Below are 14,203 nucleotides of genomic sequence, written 5' to 3'. Positions count from 1 at the left end.
ACCCCATGACGCTCCACCTGAATGCCGACCTGCAGGCCGGCCGCGACCGTTTCATCGCCGCCGTCCGCGACAGCGGCGTCGCCTGGGGATTGCAATCGGAAGAGGGCTGGGCATGCTGCCGGTCGAACGACAGCGACGCCCAGGTGCTGGTGTTCTGGTCGGAGGAAGCCTATGCGCGCCGCCATGCCCAGGGCGAGTGGGCGGCCTACAAGCCGGCCGCGATCGCCTTCGAGGACTTCGTCGACACCTGGCTGCGCGGGATGCACGAGGATGGCATGCTGGCCGGGGTCGAATTCAATGCCGGCATGGCGGGCGTCGAGATGGCGCCGGTCGACCTGGCGCAGGCGCTCCTCGTGCATCCGGATAGCGACACCGCGGCGCCGGCCCCCTGAGCCGGCCGCGCGACACGCCTAGTCGCACTGGCAGTTGTCCTGGGCCGGCCGGATCTCGGTAGTCTGGTGGGAGGTGTTCTTCCAGCCGTCGGGCTGGCGCACCCACACGCGCACATAGCGGCCGCGGAAGAGTTTGGAGCCGGCCGCAGCCAGCTGGCTGCGGAAGATGCCGGTGACGATGGCGGTCACCCCGCCGTCGAGCACCTGGATCTCGGTCGATTCGGTCTCGTAGACCCGGAAATGAATGTCGTCGCGCTCGATGGCCGTGAGCAGGTCGGTCTTGCTGCGCACCCGGCCGCGGCTCTCCACGTGGTAGTACTGGCGGTCCATCAGCGCGCGCAGGACAGCGGTGTCGCGCCGCAGGATGGCGCCGGCGCGCTGGCGCTCGAGGGCAAGCAGCGCGGACTGGATCTCGCTTTCCGCGGCGGTAGTCAGTCGATGGCTCTGCGCCCCGGCCGCGCAAGCGGCGCTGGTCAGGAACTGGGCCGCCAGCAGGACGGCAATACTGAATAGGCGCTTCATGCTCAGTCTTCCTCCGATACGGGCAGGAGGCTGTCCGCATGGCACATCATAGTGCAGCGGGCTGCGCCGCAGGCTGACCCGTGGCGCATACGCGACGCGCTTATGCGGTTCGCGTACGAGTCTGTCCGGTCAGGCCCGCGCGACGTGGATCTTTTCCTTGATGTGCTTGAGGTTGGCGACGATGGTGAAAGTCATGATCACCAGCAGCGACCACGAACTCCATTTGCTCATGTGGACCACCGACCAGGCGCCGAGCTGGTTCGGATAGCGCCACACGCCCCAGAAGGTGCCGATGTTCTCGGCCAGCCAGATGAAGAAGCCGATCAGCACGAAGGCCAGCAGCAGCGGCATCTTGCGGTCGCGGTCGAGCGGGCGGTAGACCACCATGGTGCGCGAGTACAGGCCGAGGGCGCAGGCCGCCAGGTACCAGCGGTAGTCGCCGATGTAGTGGTGGGTGAAGAAGTTCACGTAGATCAGGATCGCAATGGTCCAGGCCATCCAGTGCGGCGGATGGTGGCGGATGCGCAGGTCGAACAGGCGCCAGGCCTGCACGATATAGCTGCCGATGGCCGCGTACATGAAGCCCGAGAACAGCGGCACGTCGAGCACCTTGGTGTAGGCGAAGTCCGGATAGCTCCAGGACTGGATGGTACCGGATACCTTGAACGCTTCCAGCACGAAGCCGACTGCATGGAACAGGCAGATCGCCTTGAGTTCGTCCATCGTCTCCAGGCTTGACCGCACCATCCACAGCTGGATCGCCAGCGCCACCAGCAGCAGCACGTCGTAGCGCGGGATGCCGAACACACCGGCGCGCGGAGTCAGCATCATGGCGGCGAAGAACAGGCCGACGAACAGGCAGGCGCGCGCATTCTTGAAGCCGAAATACAGGAACTCGACGCCGCCGCGGCGCCAACCGCCCAGTTTGCGCGGGCGGGTATCGAGCAGGACATTGTCGAGCGCGAGGGTCATGGGGGCCGAGCCGGGCGTTCTTTTCATTGTTGTGCGGACCTGAAGGATGGGCCTAAGCGTGAGCCGATGAGTGATCCGATGTTGTCACAGAAGGATCGCCGAATCAATCCTCGCTCCGGCGAAAAGTGCCTGATCGTAAGGAAATCTGGTCAGCATTCACTTCGGTAAGAATGGAGACAGGCCAGCATTCCTGCAACAATATTCTTGCAACCACAATATTAATCTGGCCATGGCGCCTTCCTCCACCCCTACCGCGCGCTGGTCGACGCCTCGCCCAATCCCTACCTTGGTCAAACCAGTGGACATCCAGCAGCTGCTGGGGCTGCTGGGCTGAAGGCCCCGGCATGCCGCCGGGCTTATCGTATGATGCGGCCATGACCACTTTCCACCCGAAGAAAAACGACGACGGCGAACTGGTGGCGATTGCCGCCCCGAGCGCCGCGACAGCGGGGCCGGACTGGCTCGATCCGGCGCTGGCTGCAACCGTCCTCCCCGGGGGATCGATGCCGGCTGCGCTCAACGGCATCGGGTTCCGCCCATGGACCGCCGCGCCACAGGACGATGCGGGATGGGCGTCGGTGGCTGGCCAGGATGCTGCTTTCAGTGAACCCGTGTACGAACCGGTTGCCGGCATGCGCGTCGCGGCCGGTGTCGTGATCGAGGAAGCGGACGGGCGGGTCTGGGTCGTCCACCCGTCGAACGGCTATGGCGGCTACCAGGCCACCTTCCCGAAAGGCTCGCAGGATCACGGGGTGCCGCTGCGTGCCACGGCGATCCGCGAGGCCTTCGAGGAGAGCGGCCTGCAGGTCGTACTGACTGGCTTCCTTGCCGACCTGACCCGCAGCCGGAGCCGGACCCGCTACTACCTGGGGCGCCGGGTAGGCGGCTGCCCGTCCGACATGGGATGGGAGAGCCAGGCAGTGTCGCTGGTGCCGCGTGCGCTGCTGCATACGGTGCTGGTCCATCCGAACGATGCGCCGCTGGTCGGCTCGCTGCAGTAAGCGCCAGGCGAGGTCGCCTGAGCAGTCTCAGGCCGCATCCCCGGCCAGCGCGGCGTACCAGCCGGCATAAGGCGTATTAACGACGAGCCGGCGGTTGAAATCCGGCGCGCCGTCAAGCCACCAGACCGGCCCGCGTTCGCCGAGTGCGCGCTTGGCGTCGTCGACGGCGGCGCGCGCGCCGCGCTCCGCCTCCGCGTCGCCAGCTTTTTTCGCGGCCCCGACCTGCCTGCGCGCGTCCATCAGCCGATTGACCAGCCGCTGCCTTTCGTCCGGCGCAAGGCCGGGATTACTGGTACGCCAGAGGCGTCCGGCGACGACGAAATACCGTCCGTCAGGCGTGCCTGGATAGCTTGGGGTGGCGGGCATGGCATGACTATACCGAAGGCATCGTCATCCATACGCACGCATGCCGGCGCTGGTGCGGGCAGGGCGTCCTGGTTGGCCTATCGATAGAAGCGGGCATGGAAAACGACAACTGAGATGCGCAGGACGGGACGACCGGCACGCAGCATGAACCCCGGCTATAACAACCCTTCGGAGGCGAGATCGATGTTGCATTATTATACTTTTTAGATCTGTCGAGAAATTTTACATTCCTATGTGAAATTAATTGCTGTTTCTAACTAATGTGTTGAATCTAAAGAAGATTTTCCTACTGGCATGATGATTGCTTGTAAGTACAGGCGGGAAAACTAAAACCAACTACTAGGAAGAACAAATGAAACTCCTGAAAGCTTTCGCAATCTCGATGGTCCTGGCAACTGCTGCAGCGTCGGCCTCGGCTTCGGTCGTGCAAACCACTGCACCAGCCGGTTCGTATCAACAGGGTGGCAACCAGGAACTGGGCCGCGTGACCTTCGCTGCGGGCACCAACTACGTGTCGAACCTGAGCAGCTCGGTTACCCTGGTTGACCAGGGCTGGGGCGGCTCGGATCCAAGCAACGGCGTCTACGTCGGCCTGTACAACGGCGAAAACCACCTGTACAACCTGCACCTGGCCGGCGCCGGCCATGACTGGTCGACCCAGACCCGCAATTTCGGCGCTGCCGACCTGACCGAACTGAATGCGCTCCTGCTCGCCATCGACCAGTCGGCCAACCTGGCCGTCTCGATGCGCATGTTCACCAATTCGTGGGGCTACCCGGGCTGGTCGCTGACCACCCGGAATGCCACCATGAGCATCACCTCGTCGCAGGTCCCCGAGCCGGCGTCGATCGCCCTGTTCGGCCTGGCGATTGCAGGCATGGCTGCAGCGCGCCGCCGCAAATCGGCGAAATAATCGGCAGCTTGCAGCACCGGTAGGGAAGGCCGGCTGCGCGCCCCATCTGCTTGCGCGCTGCCGGCATCCACGACGCACAAAGGCCCGGTCGGTAAAACGACCGGGCCTTGTCGTTTCCGCGGCTTATGGGGCTGCGTGCGATGGCATGGTGCATTAGTTGACTACAGTCAACAGTCGAGAAGGGCCGCGCCCTTAGGATTGGTGATGCCGATGAAAGGACCCACCATGTCGAACCAACCGCTTGCCGCACCCCAGCAGTTCCTTGGCTTCACCCTGGGCGGGCTCGAATACGGGCTCGACTACGCAGCAGTCCAGGAACTCAAGGTGTTCAAGTCGCTCGAGCGCTTTTCCAGCGATGGCGAGATCATCGGCGGCGTGGCGCTGTCGCGCGGGGTGATCATGCCCGTGGTCGACCTGCGCGCCGCGTTCTCCGCGGAGTTTTCGGTACCCGATCCGGGCACGGACGTGATCGTCGTGCGCGTATCGGCCGGCGTGGTCGGGGTGGTGGTGGAGCGGGTGACGGGCGTGGTGCGGCTGCAGCCGGAGCAGGTAACGCGGCTGCCGGGCGTCCGGGCCGACGCCGACTACCTGATCGGCCTCGGTACCCTCAAGGGCCGGCGCCTGATCCTGATCGACATCGACCGCCTGATGTCGCTGGCGCCGGCCGCGCCGCGCCAGGTGGCCTGACGGCCCTCCCGGGCGGCGCAGGCAGCCCGGAAGGTGTCAGGCCGCCAGTCCTTCGAGCTGCTCCTGCAGCCCCATCCATTCGGTCTCGAGCTGTTCCAGGTCGCGCACGGCGAAGGCCTGTTCGGCCACCAGCGTCTTCAAGCGCTCCTTGTGCGCGGCTTCGTAGACGGCCGGGTCGAGCAGCTCGGCATCGATGCCGGCCTTCTTGGTGTTGAGCTTCGCCATCTGCTCTTCCAGTCGCTTGACCCGGTTCTCGATGGGTTTGCGCAGCGCGGCGATGCGCTGGCGCTCGCCGGCTTCCATGCGCTTCTGGTCCTTGCGTTCTCCGGACGGCGCCGCCGCCAGCGCGGCCCTGGCCTCGGTGGCCGCCGCAGTGATCGTCGCCGGGGCGATGGTCGGCAGGGTGACCGTTCCCTTGCCGAGCTTGGTCTTGAACAGCCACTCCTTGTAGTCGTCCAGGTCGCCGTCGAAGGGCTGGAGCTTGCCGTCCGCAACGATGATGAACTCGTCGGTGGTGGCGCGCAGCAGGTGGCGATCGTGGGATACCAGGACAACGGTGCCTTCGAACTGCGCCAGTGCGAGGGTCAATGCTTCGCGTGTTTCGAGGTCGAGGTGGTTGGTCGGTTCATCGAGCAGCAGCAGGTTCGGGCGCTGCCACACGATCAGGGCCAGCGCCAGGCGCGCCTTTTCGCCGCCGGAGAACGGCTTGATCGGGCTGGCGACCATCTCGCCGGGGAAGTTGAAGCTGCCCAGGAAGTTGCGCAGTTCCTGCTCGCGCACGGTCGGTGCGATCTTGGCCAGGTGCCACAGCGGCGATTCGTCATGGCGCAGCATCTCGACCTGGTGCTGGGCGAAGTAACCAATCGACAGGCCCTTGCCCAGGGTCGCAATGCCTTCGACCGGAGCCAGTTCGCCCGCGATGGTCTTGATCAGCGTGGATTTACCGGCGCCGTTCACGCCCAGCAGGCCGATGCGCTGGCCGATTTGCAGCGAGAAGTTGATGCGCTTGACGATGGTCTTGGCGCCCACCTTGTCGCCATGCTCGTCGAGCAGCGGATAGCCGGCGTTGACGTTGTCCAGCACCAGCAGCGGGTTCGGTGCGGCCAGCGGCTCGCGGAATTCGAACGAGAATTCGGCGGCGGCGCGCAAGGGCGCCAGCTCTTCCATCTTGGCCAGGGCCTTCATGCGGCTCTGGGCCTGGCGCGCCTTGGTGGCCTGCGCCTTGAAGCGGTTGATGAAGGACTCCAGGTGGGCGCGCGTGCGCTGCTGCTTTTCCATCGCACTGGCGGCCAGCACCATCGCCGCGGCGCGCTGGCGCTCGAAGCTCGAGTAGTTGCCCCCATAGCGTTTCAGCTTGCGCTCGTCGATGTGCACGATGACGTTGACGATCTCATCTAAAAAATCGCGATCGTGCGAAATGATGACCAGGGTGCCCGGATAGCGCTTGAGCCAGTCCTCGAGCCAGATGATGGCGTCCAGGTCGAGGTGGTTGGTCGGCTCATCGAGCAGTAATAAATCGGAAGGGCACATCAGTGCCTGCGCCAGGTTCAGGCGCATGCGCCAGCCGCCCGAAAAACTCGCCACCGGCTGCTGCATCTGGTCGAGCGAGAAGCCCAAGCCCAGCAGCAGCTGCTCGCCACGCGACTGCACGGTATAGGCATCTGCATCGAGCAGCGCGCCGTGCACTTCGCCCAGCGCCATGCCGTGTGCGTCCATGTCCTCGTGCGCTTCCAGGCGTTCGAGTTCGGCCTCCAGGCGGCGCAGGTTGACGTCGCCGTCGATCGCGTATTCCAGGGCCGGGCGGTCGAGCGCCGGCGTCTCCTGCGCCACGTAGGCCATGCGCCACTTGGACGGGAAGTCGATCGAGCCCTGGTCGGCGTGCAGCTCGTTGCGCAGCATGGCGAACAGGCTCGATTTGCCGGCGCCGTTGGCGCCGATCAGGCCGATCTTGTCGCCCGGGTTGAGGGTAAGGTCGGCGTCCACGAGCAGCGGCTTGGTGCCGCGCATCAGGCTGACGTTCTGGAATCGGATCATGGGAGACTAACTATGTTGGGATTTGCGTAGGGTGGGCGGCTTCGCCGCCCGCGCGTTCAAATTACATTTGCGTAGTGCATACGCCGGTTGAACGCGCGGGCGGGAGACCCGCCCACCCTACGGACATCGATCAATCACCAGGCGGTGACCGAATGAATTATTTACTTGGCTTGCAGCTGTTCGGCGGTCAAGAGGAACACGGCGTCGTCGCCGGCACTGGTGGTGAGCCAGGTCAGGCCGAGGTGGCCAAACGCGGCTTCCGCGTATTCGGCTTCGTTGCCGATTTCGACCACCAGCACGCCGTCCGGGCTCAGGCGTTCGGCGGCGCCGGCGACGATCTTGCGCACCAGGTCCATACCGTCTTCGCCACCGGCCAGGGCGATCTGCGGTTCGCGCTGGTACTCCGGCGGCAGCTTGCCCATCGAAACGCTGTTCACGTACGGCGGATTGGTGACGATCAGGTTGTACTTCTTGAACGGCACGTTGGTGTACAGGTCCGATTCGATCGGGTTGACGCGGCCTTCCAGCTTGTACTCGCGGATGTTGTGCTCGGCCACGGCCAGCGCATCCTTCGAGATGTCGACCGCATCGACGACGGCGTTCGGGAAGGCGTCGGCCATCATGATCGCCAGGCAGCCGCTGCCCGTGCACAGTTCCAGCACGTTTTCGATCGCATCCGGATCCTGCACCCATGGGCTGAAGGTGTTGGGAATCAGTTCGGCGATGAAGGAACGCGGCACCAGCACGCGCTCGTCCACGTAGAAGTGGTAGGTGCCGAGCCATGCCTCTTTGGTGATGTAGGCGGCCGGCACGCGCTCGCTGACGCGGCGTTCGATCACCTGCAGCACCTGCAGCACTTCTTCCTGCAGCAGTTTGGCATCCAGGAAGGGCTCAAGGCGGTCCAATGGCAGCTTCAGGGTGTGCAGGACCAGGTAGGCCGCTTCGTCGAAGGCCTCGGCGCTGCCATGTCCGAAGAACAGCTTGGCGCCGTTGAAGCGGGTAATGGCATAGCGCAGCAGGTCGCGCGGCGTACTGAAATTGGTGGTGGTCATGGCCTTCTCCTGTCCTGTTTGTTCTGTTACTGCTCAATGTGCAACTGCATCAGCAACTACGCCGGTTACTAAGCCAGCAACTGCTCCAGCGTGCAGCGGTAGATATTCTTGAGGGGGTCGATATGGCGCAGCTCGATGTGTTCGTCGATTTTGTGGATGCTGGCGTTCGGAGGCCCGAATTCTATCACTTGCGGGCAGATGCGGGCGATGAAGCGCCCATCCGAGGTCCCGCCGGTGGTCGACAGTTCGGTCTGCACGCCCAGCTCGTCCTGGATCGCCACGCACAAGGCATCCGACAGCGTGCCCTTGGGCGTCAGGAAGGGCTGGCCGGACAGCGTCCACTGCAGCTCGTAATCCAGGCAGTGGCGGTCGAGGATGGCGTGCACCCGGGCCTCCAGGCCGTCGGACGTGCTGGCGGTCGAGAAGCGGAAATTGAATTCCAGGCTCATGCTGCCCGGGATCACGTTGTTGGCGCCGGTGCCGGCCTGGATGTTGGAAACCTGCCAGCTGGTCGGTGCGTAATATTCGTTGCCTTCGTCCCAGACCTCGGCGGCCAGTTCGGCCAGCGCCGGCGCGGCCTGGTGGATCGGGTTGCGCGCCAGGTGCGGGTAGGCGATATGGCCCTGGATGCCCTTGATGACCAAATGACCAGACAGCGAACCGCGGCGTCCGTTCTTGATGGTGTCGCCCATCACGTGATTCGACGTCGGTTCGCCGACCAGGCAATAGTCGAACGTCTCGCCGCGGTCTTCCAGGCGTTCGCAGACGACCACGGTGCCATCGGTCGCCGGGCCTTCTTCGTCGCTGGTGATCAGGAAGGCGATCGAGCCTTTATGGTCGGGATGTGCTGCGATGAACTCCTCGCAGGCCACCACCATCGCCGCGATCGAGGTTTTCATGTCCGAGGCGCCACGGCCATACAGCTTGCCGTCGCGCCGGGTCGGCACGAAGGGTGCCGACTCCCACTGCTGCACCGGGCCGGTCGGCACCACGTCGGTGTGGCCGGCGAAGACGAACACCGGGCTGGTGGTCCCCTTGCGCGCCCACAGGTTGGTGACGCCATTCGATTCGATGGTTTCGCACACGAAACCGAGCGGCGCGAGCAGTTCAATCAGGCGCTGCTGGCAGCCCTTGTCGTGCGGAGTGACCGAATCGAGGGCGATCAGCTCTTCGGTAAGCAGCAGGGTGCGGGACGGCTTCATTTGGCGAACTTTGCCGCGTATTGATCGGCCGAGAAGCCGACCGAAACCGGGCCAGCGCCGGCAAGCACCGGGCGCTTGATCACGGACGGGTTCTCCAGCATCAGTTCCAGAGCGCTGGCCTTGTCCGTGATGTGGGACTTGCGCTCGCCGGGCAAATTGCGCCAGGTCGTGCCTTTGCGGTTCACCAGGGTTTCCCAGTCGAGCTCCTCCAGCCAACCGGCGACCAGTTCGCGGCTCAAGCCCTGCTTCTTGAAGTCATGGAAGCTGAAGTCGTGGCCGTTGTCCGCCAGCCAGGTGCGGGCTTTCTTGACGGTGTCGCAGTTGGGAATGCCGTGCAGGGTAATGGTCATGGGCGTAGCTCGTTACACCCGCGCGAGCGCGCAGGCTGAAGATATTTTGGAAAGGCGGGAGGATAGCACAGCGCGCCCCTGCGAGGATTCTACACAGGGGCGGTTTTCAGGAGCGGACGGCTGGACTCAGGTGTTGAGCGTGAACTCGGTGAAGGAGGCGCTTGACGGATCAGCATTGGGCTTTTGCTGCTCTTCCGTTTGCGTCTGGCTTTCCGGCCCATTGTTGAGCAGCCAGAGCAGGTTGGTGGCCGAGTCGGCATTGGCCAGCGCTTCTTCCTGCGTCACCAGGCCGGCCTTGACCAACGCGAGCAGGGCGGTCTCGAAGGACTGCGAACCGGGCGACAGGCTCTTGTCCATCGCTTCCTTGATCTGGCCGATCTCGCCTTTTTCGATCAGGTCGGCGATGTAGCGGGTGTTGAGCATGACTTCCACCGCGGCCTGGCGCTGGCCGCCCGCGGCCGACTTGACCAGGCGCTGCGAGACGATCGCCTTCACTGCGGACGACAAGTCCTGCAGCAGGGCGGCGCGGTTCTCGATCGGATAGAAGCTGATGATGCGGTTCAGCGCGTTGTAGCTGTTGTTCGCGTGCAGGGTGGCCAGCACCAGGTGGCCCGACTGCGCATAGGCCAGGGCCGCCGCCATGGTCTCCTTGTCGCGGATCTCGCCGATCAGGATGCAGTCAGGGGCCTGGCGCATGGAGTTGCGCAGGGCGGTGCCGAAGCTGGTGGCGTCGCTGCCGATCTCGCGCTGGTTGACGATCGATTTCTTGTTCTTGAACAGGTATTCGATCGGGTCCTCCAGCGTGAGGATGTGGCCGGGACGCTGTTCGTTGCGGTGATCCAGCATCGAGGCGATGGTGGTCGACTTGCCGGAACCGGTGGCGCCGACGATCAGCAGCAGGCCGCGCTTTTCCATGATCAGTTCGGACAGCACCGGCGGCAGGCCCAGTTCGCCGATCGGCGGGATATTCGCCGGCACGAAGCGGAATACCGCGGAAATCGAGCCGCGCTGGCGGAAGGCAGACAGGCGGAAGCGGCCGAGGTTGGGCACCGAGACGCCGAGGTTGAGCTCATTCTCGCGATCGAGCTCGGTCATCTGCTCGGGCGTGGCGATTTCCGACAGCAGGGAGATGATGTTCTCGGGTTCGAGGCGATGCTGGTTGATCGGGATGAGGTTCCCGTTGATCTTGATATGCACCGGCGAGTTCACGGCGAAGAACATGTCTGACGCGTTCTTCTCCTTCATCAGCTGGAACAGGCGGTCCATGGCCATCGTCGTCTCCCGATATTGTAGTGGTCAGCAAGCGGAGTTTGAACGCGCGGTCGGCGAAGCCGACCACCCTACGTACGGCGATCCGGTTTTCGTAGGGTGGGTGGGTCCTCCCGCCCGCGCGTTCAACGAGCGCTTCAATCCCCGCGCAGCAAATCGTTGATCGCGGTCTTCGAACGCGTCTGCGCGTCCACGCGCTTGACGATCACGGCGCAGTACAGGCTGTACTTGCCATCGCTTGAGGGCAGGCTGCCCGAGACCACGACGGAGCCCGACGGCACGCGGCCGTACGTCACTTCGCCGGTTTCGCGGTTGTAGATCTTGGTGGACTGGCCGATGTACACGCCCATCGAGATCACCGAATTCTCTTCGACGATCACGCCTTCGACGATTTCCGAGCGCGCGCCGATGAAGCAGTTGTCTTCGATGATGGTCGGGTTGGCCTGCATTGGTTCGAGCACGCCGCCGATGCCGACGCCGCCCGACAGGTGAACGTTCTTGCCGATCTGCGCGCAGGAGCCGACGGTCGCCCAGGTGTCGACCATGGCGCCTTCATCGACATAAGCACCGATGTTGACGTAGGACGGCATCAGCACCACGTTCTTGCCGATGAAGCTGCCGCGGCGGGCGACGGCCGGCGGCACCACGCGAAACCCCCCCTTGGCGAAATCTTCCGGCGTGTAGTCGGCGAACTTGGTCGGGACTTTATCGTAGAACTGCATGCCACCGCCACCGGGCACCGCGACGTTGTTCTCGAGGCGGAAGGACAGGAGCACGGCCTTCTTGATCCACTGGTTCACGACCCAGCTGCCGGTGTCCTTCTGCGCGACGCGCAGGGTGCCGGCATCCAGGCCGGCGAGCACGTGCGAGACCGCGTCGCGCACTTCGGCGCTGGCGTTGCCCGGGCTGATTTCTGCGCGCTGTTCCCACGCGGTGTCGATGATGTTCTGGAGTTGTTGGGTCATGATGGGATCTTCAGTGAATAATGTGGGGATGCGTGCTCAGGCCAGGCTCTTGCAGAACTCATTGATGCGGTTCGCCGCGTCGAGGCCTTCGTCGACGCCGGCAACCAGCGCCATGCGGATGCGGTTACGGCCGGGGTTGATGCCATGGGCCTCACGTGCCAGGTAGCTGCCCGGCAGGACCGTGACATTATATTCGGCGTACAGGCGGCGTGCGAAATCCAGGTCGGACAGCCCGGTGCGGCGCACGTCGGCCCACAGGTAGAAGCCGGCGTCGGGCAGTTCGACGTCCATCACTTCGCGCAGCAGCGGGGTGATGAGCCTGAACTTCTCGCGGTAGAGCGCGCGGTTTTCCTGCACGTGGTGTTCGTCGTTCCATGCCGCGATCGAGGCCGCCTGCACCGGCGGCGACATCGCACCGCCGCAATAGGTGCGGTACAGCAGGAATTTCTTCAGCAGCCGAGGGTCGCCCGCGACGAAGCCCGAGCGCATCCCCGGCACGTTCGAGCGCTTCGACAGGCTGGAGAAGACGATCAGGTTGGCATAAGGATGTTCACCGCTGCTCCGCCCTAACTGGTGAGCAGCTTCGAGCGCGCCCAGCGGCGCCGTCGCGCCAACATAAATCTCGGAATAGCACTCGTCGGCGGCAATCGCGAAGCCGTGGCTGTCGGACAGCTCGAACAGCTGCCGCCAGTCCTCGAGCGAGAGCACGGCGCCGGTCGGGTTGCCGGGCGAGCAGACATACAGCAGCTGCACGCGCGGCCAGACGGCGTCGGGCACGCTGCCGAAGTCGGGCGCGAAATTGCGGCCGGGTTCCGAGTTCACGTAATACGGCTCGGCGCCTGCCAGGTAGGCCGCGCCTTCGTAGATCTGGTAGAACGGATTGGGGCTCATCACGAGCGCGCCGCCGGCCGCTTTGCCGCGCGTGGCGTCGACCACACACTGGGCGATCGCGAACAGCGCTTCGCGCGAGCCGTTCACCGGCAGCACCATCGTGGCCGGGTCGACCGCCGGGATGCCGTAGCGGTGTTCCAGCCAGCTGGCGATCGCCGCACGCAGCGGTTCGCCCCCGATGGTGCTGGGGTAGCTGGACAGGCCCGCCATCGCATGCATCAGGGCTTTCTCGATGAAGGCGGGCGTCGGGTGCTTCGGTTCGCCGATGCCCAGGCTGATCGGGCTGTAGCCGCTGTTAGCGACCACGCCGCTAAACAGCTGGCGCAGTTGTTCGAACGGGTAGGGGTGGAGCTGGTCGAGATGTGGGTTCACGTCGGTAACCGCCAGGTGCGGTGTGCGCTGTCGCTATTGCGTCAATTATAGCCCTTGCAAGGAGAGGCGGCAGACGGCTGCCGAGCCTGTGCCCGGGACCGCCGCTTCGTGCTCAGCCAGCAGCCAGGCGCCAGGCGCCGGGATTGAGGCCGGACCAGTCGCGGAAGGCGTGGGTGAAGGCGCTCTGCTCCTGGTAACCCAGCAGGAAGGCGATGTCCACCAGGCTAAGCGCGCGCTGGCGCAGGTAGCCGCGCGCCAGTTCGTAGCGGGCGCCGTCGAGCACTTCCTGGAAACTGCAGCCGGCATCGGCCAGCTTGCGCTGCAGGGTGCGCGCCGACAGACCGAGTTGCGCAGCAATCGAGGGCAGGCGCGCTTCGCCCTGCGCCAGGCTGCGGATGATGGCCGCGCGCACCTGCGCCACAATGCCGCCGGCGGCTGCGCTGCGCTCGCCCAGCAGCCGCTCGGCATGCTGGCGCAGCACCGGGTACAGGCTCGGGTCGGCGTTCGGCACCGGCATGCCGAGCAGCGCGGCATCGAAGCGCGCGACATTGGCTGCCGCGCCAAACTCCGGCTCTACGCCCAGCACCCGCAGGTATTCGTTGGATGGCGCATCGCTGTGGTGGGCGAATGCCAAATGGCGCGGGTCCAGCGGGCGCCCGGCCAGCCAGCTGCCGAACACGCGGATGCCGGCAAATACGCTCTCTGCCAGGTGGCGGCTGGCGCCGGGATAGTGGCTGGTCCAGGTGTAGAGCGCGTCCGCGCCCTCGACCGCGAGGCTGGTGCGTCCCAAATCATGCGCGAGCCCCTCGTAGCGCTGGGTCTGGGCCAGGGCCTGGCCGAAGTCGCTGCAGGCCATCAGCACCAGCCCATACACCGAGAAGGTGCCGGGCCGCACCCGTTCGCCGACGTGCAGGCCGAAGTGCGGGTCGCCTCCCAGGCTGGCGCCGGCATCGAGCAGCGCGATGTAGTCGCGCGCGGCCAGCGAGTCGGGCAGGGAGTCCAGCGCATCGGCAGGCAAACCGGCCGCCTGCGCCAGCCGCGGGGCATCGACGCCGCAGCTTGCGGCGGTCTCGATGAGCGGCTGCAGGTAGGCGCCGGTGACCCGGCCGGCGTCGGCGCAAGCGGCTGGCGCAATGGAGCAAAGCTGTGGCATGAAAGCGCAATACGGTAGAGTGATGGACGCTTACTCTGGCGAGAATGACAAGGCTGAGTATA

Annotated in this window: 15 protein-coding genes; 4 read left to right on the top strand and 11 right to left on the bottom strand. The window is 64.9% G+C overall.

Annotated features, from left to right (window positions below; all coding sequences use genetic code 11):
• Window positions 1-5 precede the first annotated feature (5 nt).
• On the top strand, window positions 6-392 hold the full coding sequence (locus HGB41_RS03775) for a DUF2750 domain-containing protein (protein ID WP_171081190.1): 387 nt from the start codon (window positions 6-8) through the stop codon (window positions 390-392).
• 18 nt (window positions 393-410) lie between these two features.
• Here the strand turns inward: HGB41_RS03775 and HGB41_RS03770 are convergent, their stop codons facing one another.
• Both HGB41_RS03770 and HGB41_RS03765 read right to left on the bottom strand, forming a co-directional pair.
• Window positions 411-914: a nuclear transport factor 2 family protein gene (locus tag HGB41_RS03770; protein WP_171081188.1), complete on the bottom strand. Its 504-nt coding sequence runs from the start codon at window positions 912-914 to the stop codon at window positions 411-413.
• A 129-nt stretch (window positions 915-1,043) separates the two neighbouring features.
• A complete protein-coding gene (locus tag HGB41_RS03765) occupies window positions 1,044-1,886 on the bottom strand; it encodes a DUF817 domain-containing protein (RefSeq protein WP_171081187.1) in 843 nt (280 codons plus the stop codon).
• Window positions 1,887-2,260: 374 nt separating this feature from the next.
• Here HGB41_RS03765 and HGB41_RS03760 point away from each other — a divergent pair, with 374 nt between their 5' ends.
• A complete protein-coding gene (locus HGB41_RS03760) occupies window positions 2,261-2,887 on the top strand; it encodes an NUDIX hydrolase (protein ID WP_171081185.1) in 627 nt (208 codons plus the stop codon).
• A gap of 27 nt (window positions 2,888-2,914) precedes the next feature.
• Here the strand turns inward: HGB41_RS03760 and HGB41_RS03755 are convergent, their stop codons facing one another.
• Window positions 2,915-3,253, bottom strand: a complete 339-nt coding sequence (locus HGB41_RS03755) for a hypothetical protein (RefSeq protein ID WP_171081182.1) — start codon at window positions 3,251-3,253, stop codon at window positions 2,915-2,917.
• 352 nt (window positions 3,254-3,605) lie between these two features.
• On the opposite strand from HGB41_RS03755, the gene HGB41_RS03750 reads away from it, so the two are divergent.
• Window positions 3,606-4,166, top strand: a complete 561-nt coding sequence (locus tag HGB41_RS03750) for a PEP-CTERM sorting domain-containing protein (RefSeq protein WP_171081180.1) — start codon at window positions 3,606-3,608, stop codon at window positions 4,164-4,166.
• Window positions 4,167-4,391: 225 nt separating this feature from the next.
• Window positions 4,392-4,853, top strand: a complete 462-nt coding sequence (locus tag HGB41_RS03745) for a chemotaxis protein CheW (protein WP_229422704.1) — start codon at window positions 4,392-4,394, stop codon at window positions 4,851-4,853.
• 36 nt (window positions 4,854-4,889) lie between these two features.
• Here the strand turns inward: HGB41_RS03745 and HGB41_RS03740 are convergent, their stop codons facing one another.
• From HGB41_RS03740 to HGB41_RS03705, 8 genes are all read right to left on the bottom strand, one after another.
• A complete protein-coding gene (locus HGB41_RS03740; RefSeq protein ID WP_171081175.1) occupies window positions 4,890-6,887 on the bottom strand; it encodes an ATP-binding cassette domain-containing protein in 1,998 nt (665 codons plus the stop codon).
• Between the two features lie 161 nt (window positions 6,888-7,048).
• Window positions 7,049-7,939, bottom strand: coding sequence for a 50S ribosomal protein L3 N(5)-glutamine methyltransferase (gene prmB / locus HGB41_RS03735; protein WP_171081173.1), 891 nt, complete (start codon window positions 7,937-7,939; stop codon window positions 7,049-7,051).
• A gap of 68 nt (window positions 7,940-8,007) precedes the next feature.
• Window positions 8,008-9,141, bottom strand: a complete 1,134-nt coding sequence (gene dapE, locus HGB41_RS03730) for a succinyl-diaminopimelate desuccinylase (protein WP_171081171.1) — start codon at window positions 9,139-9,141, stop codon at window positions 8,008-8,010.
• Window positions 9,138-9,491 carry an ArsC family reductase gene (locus HGB41_RS03725; protein WP_171081168.1) on the bottom strand — a complete coding sequence of 118 codons (354 nt, stop codon included), beginning with the start codon at window positions 9,489-9,491 and terminating at the stop codon, window positions 9,138-9,140. Before HGB41_RS03725 ends, dapE begins: the two co-directional genes overlap by 4 nt.
• A gap of 126 nt (window positions 9,492-9,617) precedes the next feature.
• Entirely contained in the window at window positions 9,618-10,763 is a 1,146-nt protein-coding gene (locus HGB41_RS03720; protein ID WP_171081167.1) for a PilT/PilU family type 4a pilus ATPase, read from the bottom strand.
• A gap of 134 nt (window positions 10,764-10,897) precedes the next feature.
• Window positions 10,898-11,725, bottom strand: a complete 828-nt coding sequence (gene dapD, locus HGB41_RS03715) for a 2,3,4,5-tetrahydropyridine-2,6-dicarboxylate N-succinyltransferase (protein WP_171081165.1) — start codon at window positions 11,723-11,725, stop codon at window positions 10,898-10,900.
• 36 nt (window positions 11,726-11,761) lie between these two features.
• Window positions 11,762-12,988, bottom strand: a complete 1,227-nt coding sequence (dapC, locus tag HGB41_RS03710; RefSeq protein ID WP_171081163.1) for a succinyldiaminopimelate transaminase — start codon at window positions 12,986-12,988, stop codon at window positions 11,762-11,764.
• Between the two features lie 112 nt (window positions 12,989-13,100).
• Window positions 13,101-14,141: an AraC family transcriptional regulator gene (locus HGB41_RS03705; RefSeq protein ID WP_171081161.1), complete on the bottom strand. Its 1,041-nt coding sequence runs from the start codon at window positions 14,139-14,141 to the stop codon at window positions 13,101-13,103.
• Window positions 14,142-14,203: the final 62 nt, after the last annotated feature.

The organism is Telluria aromaticivorans, assembly GCF_013003915.1.
Classification (GTDB): Bacteria; Pseudomonadota; Gammaproteobacteria; order Burkholderiales; family Burkholderiaceae_D; genus Telluria; species Telluria aromaticivorans.
The sequence above is the reverse complement of the archived record's forward strand: the minus strand, read 5'-3'. Positions and strand labels throughout refer to the sequence as shown.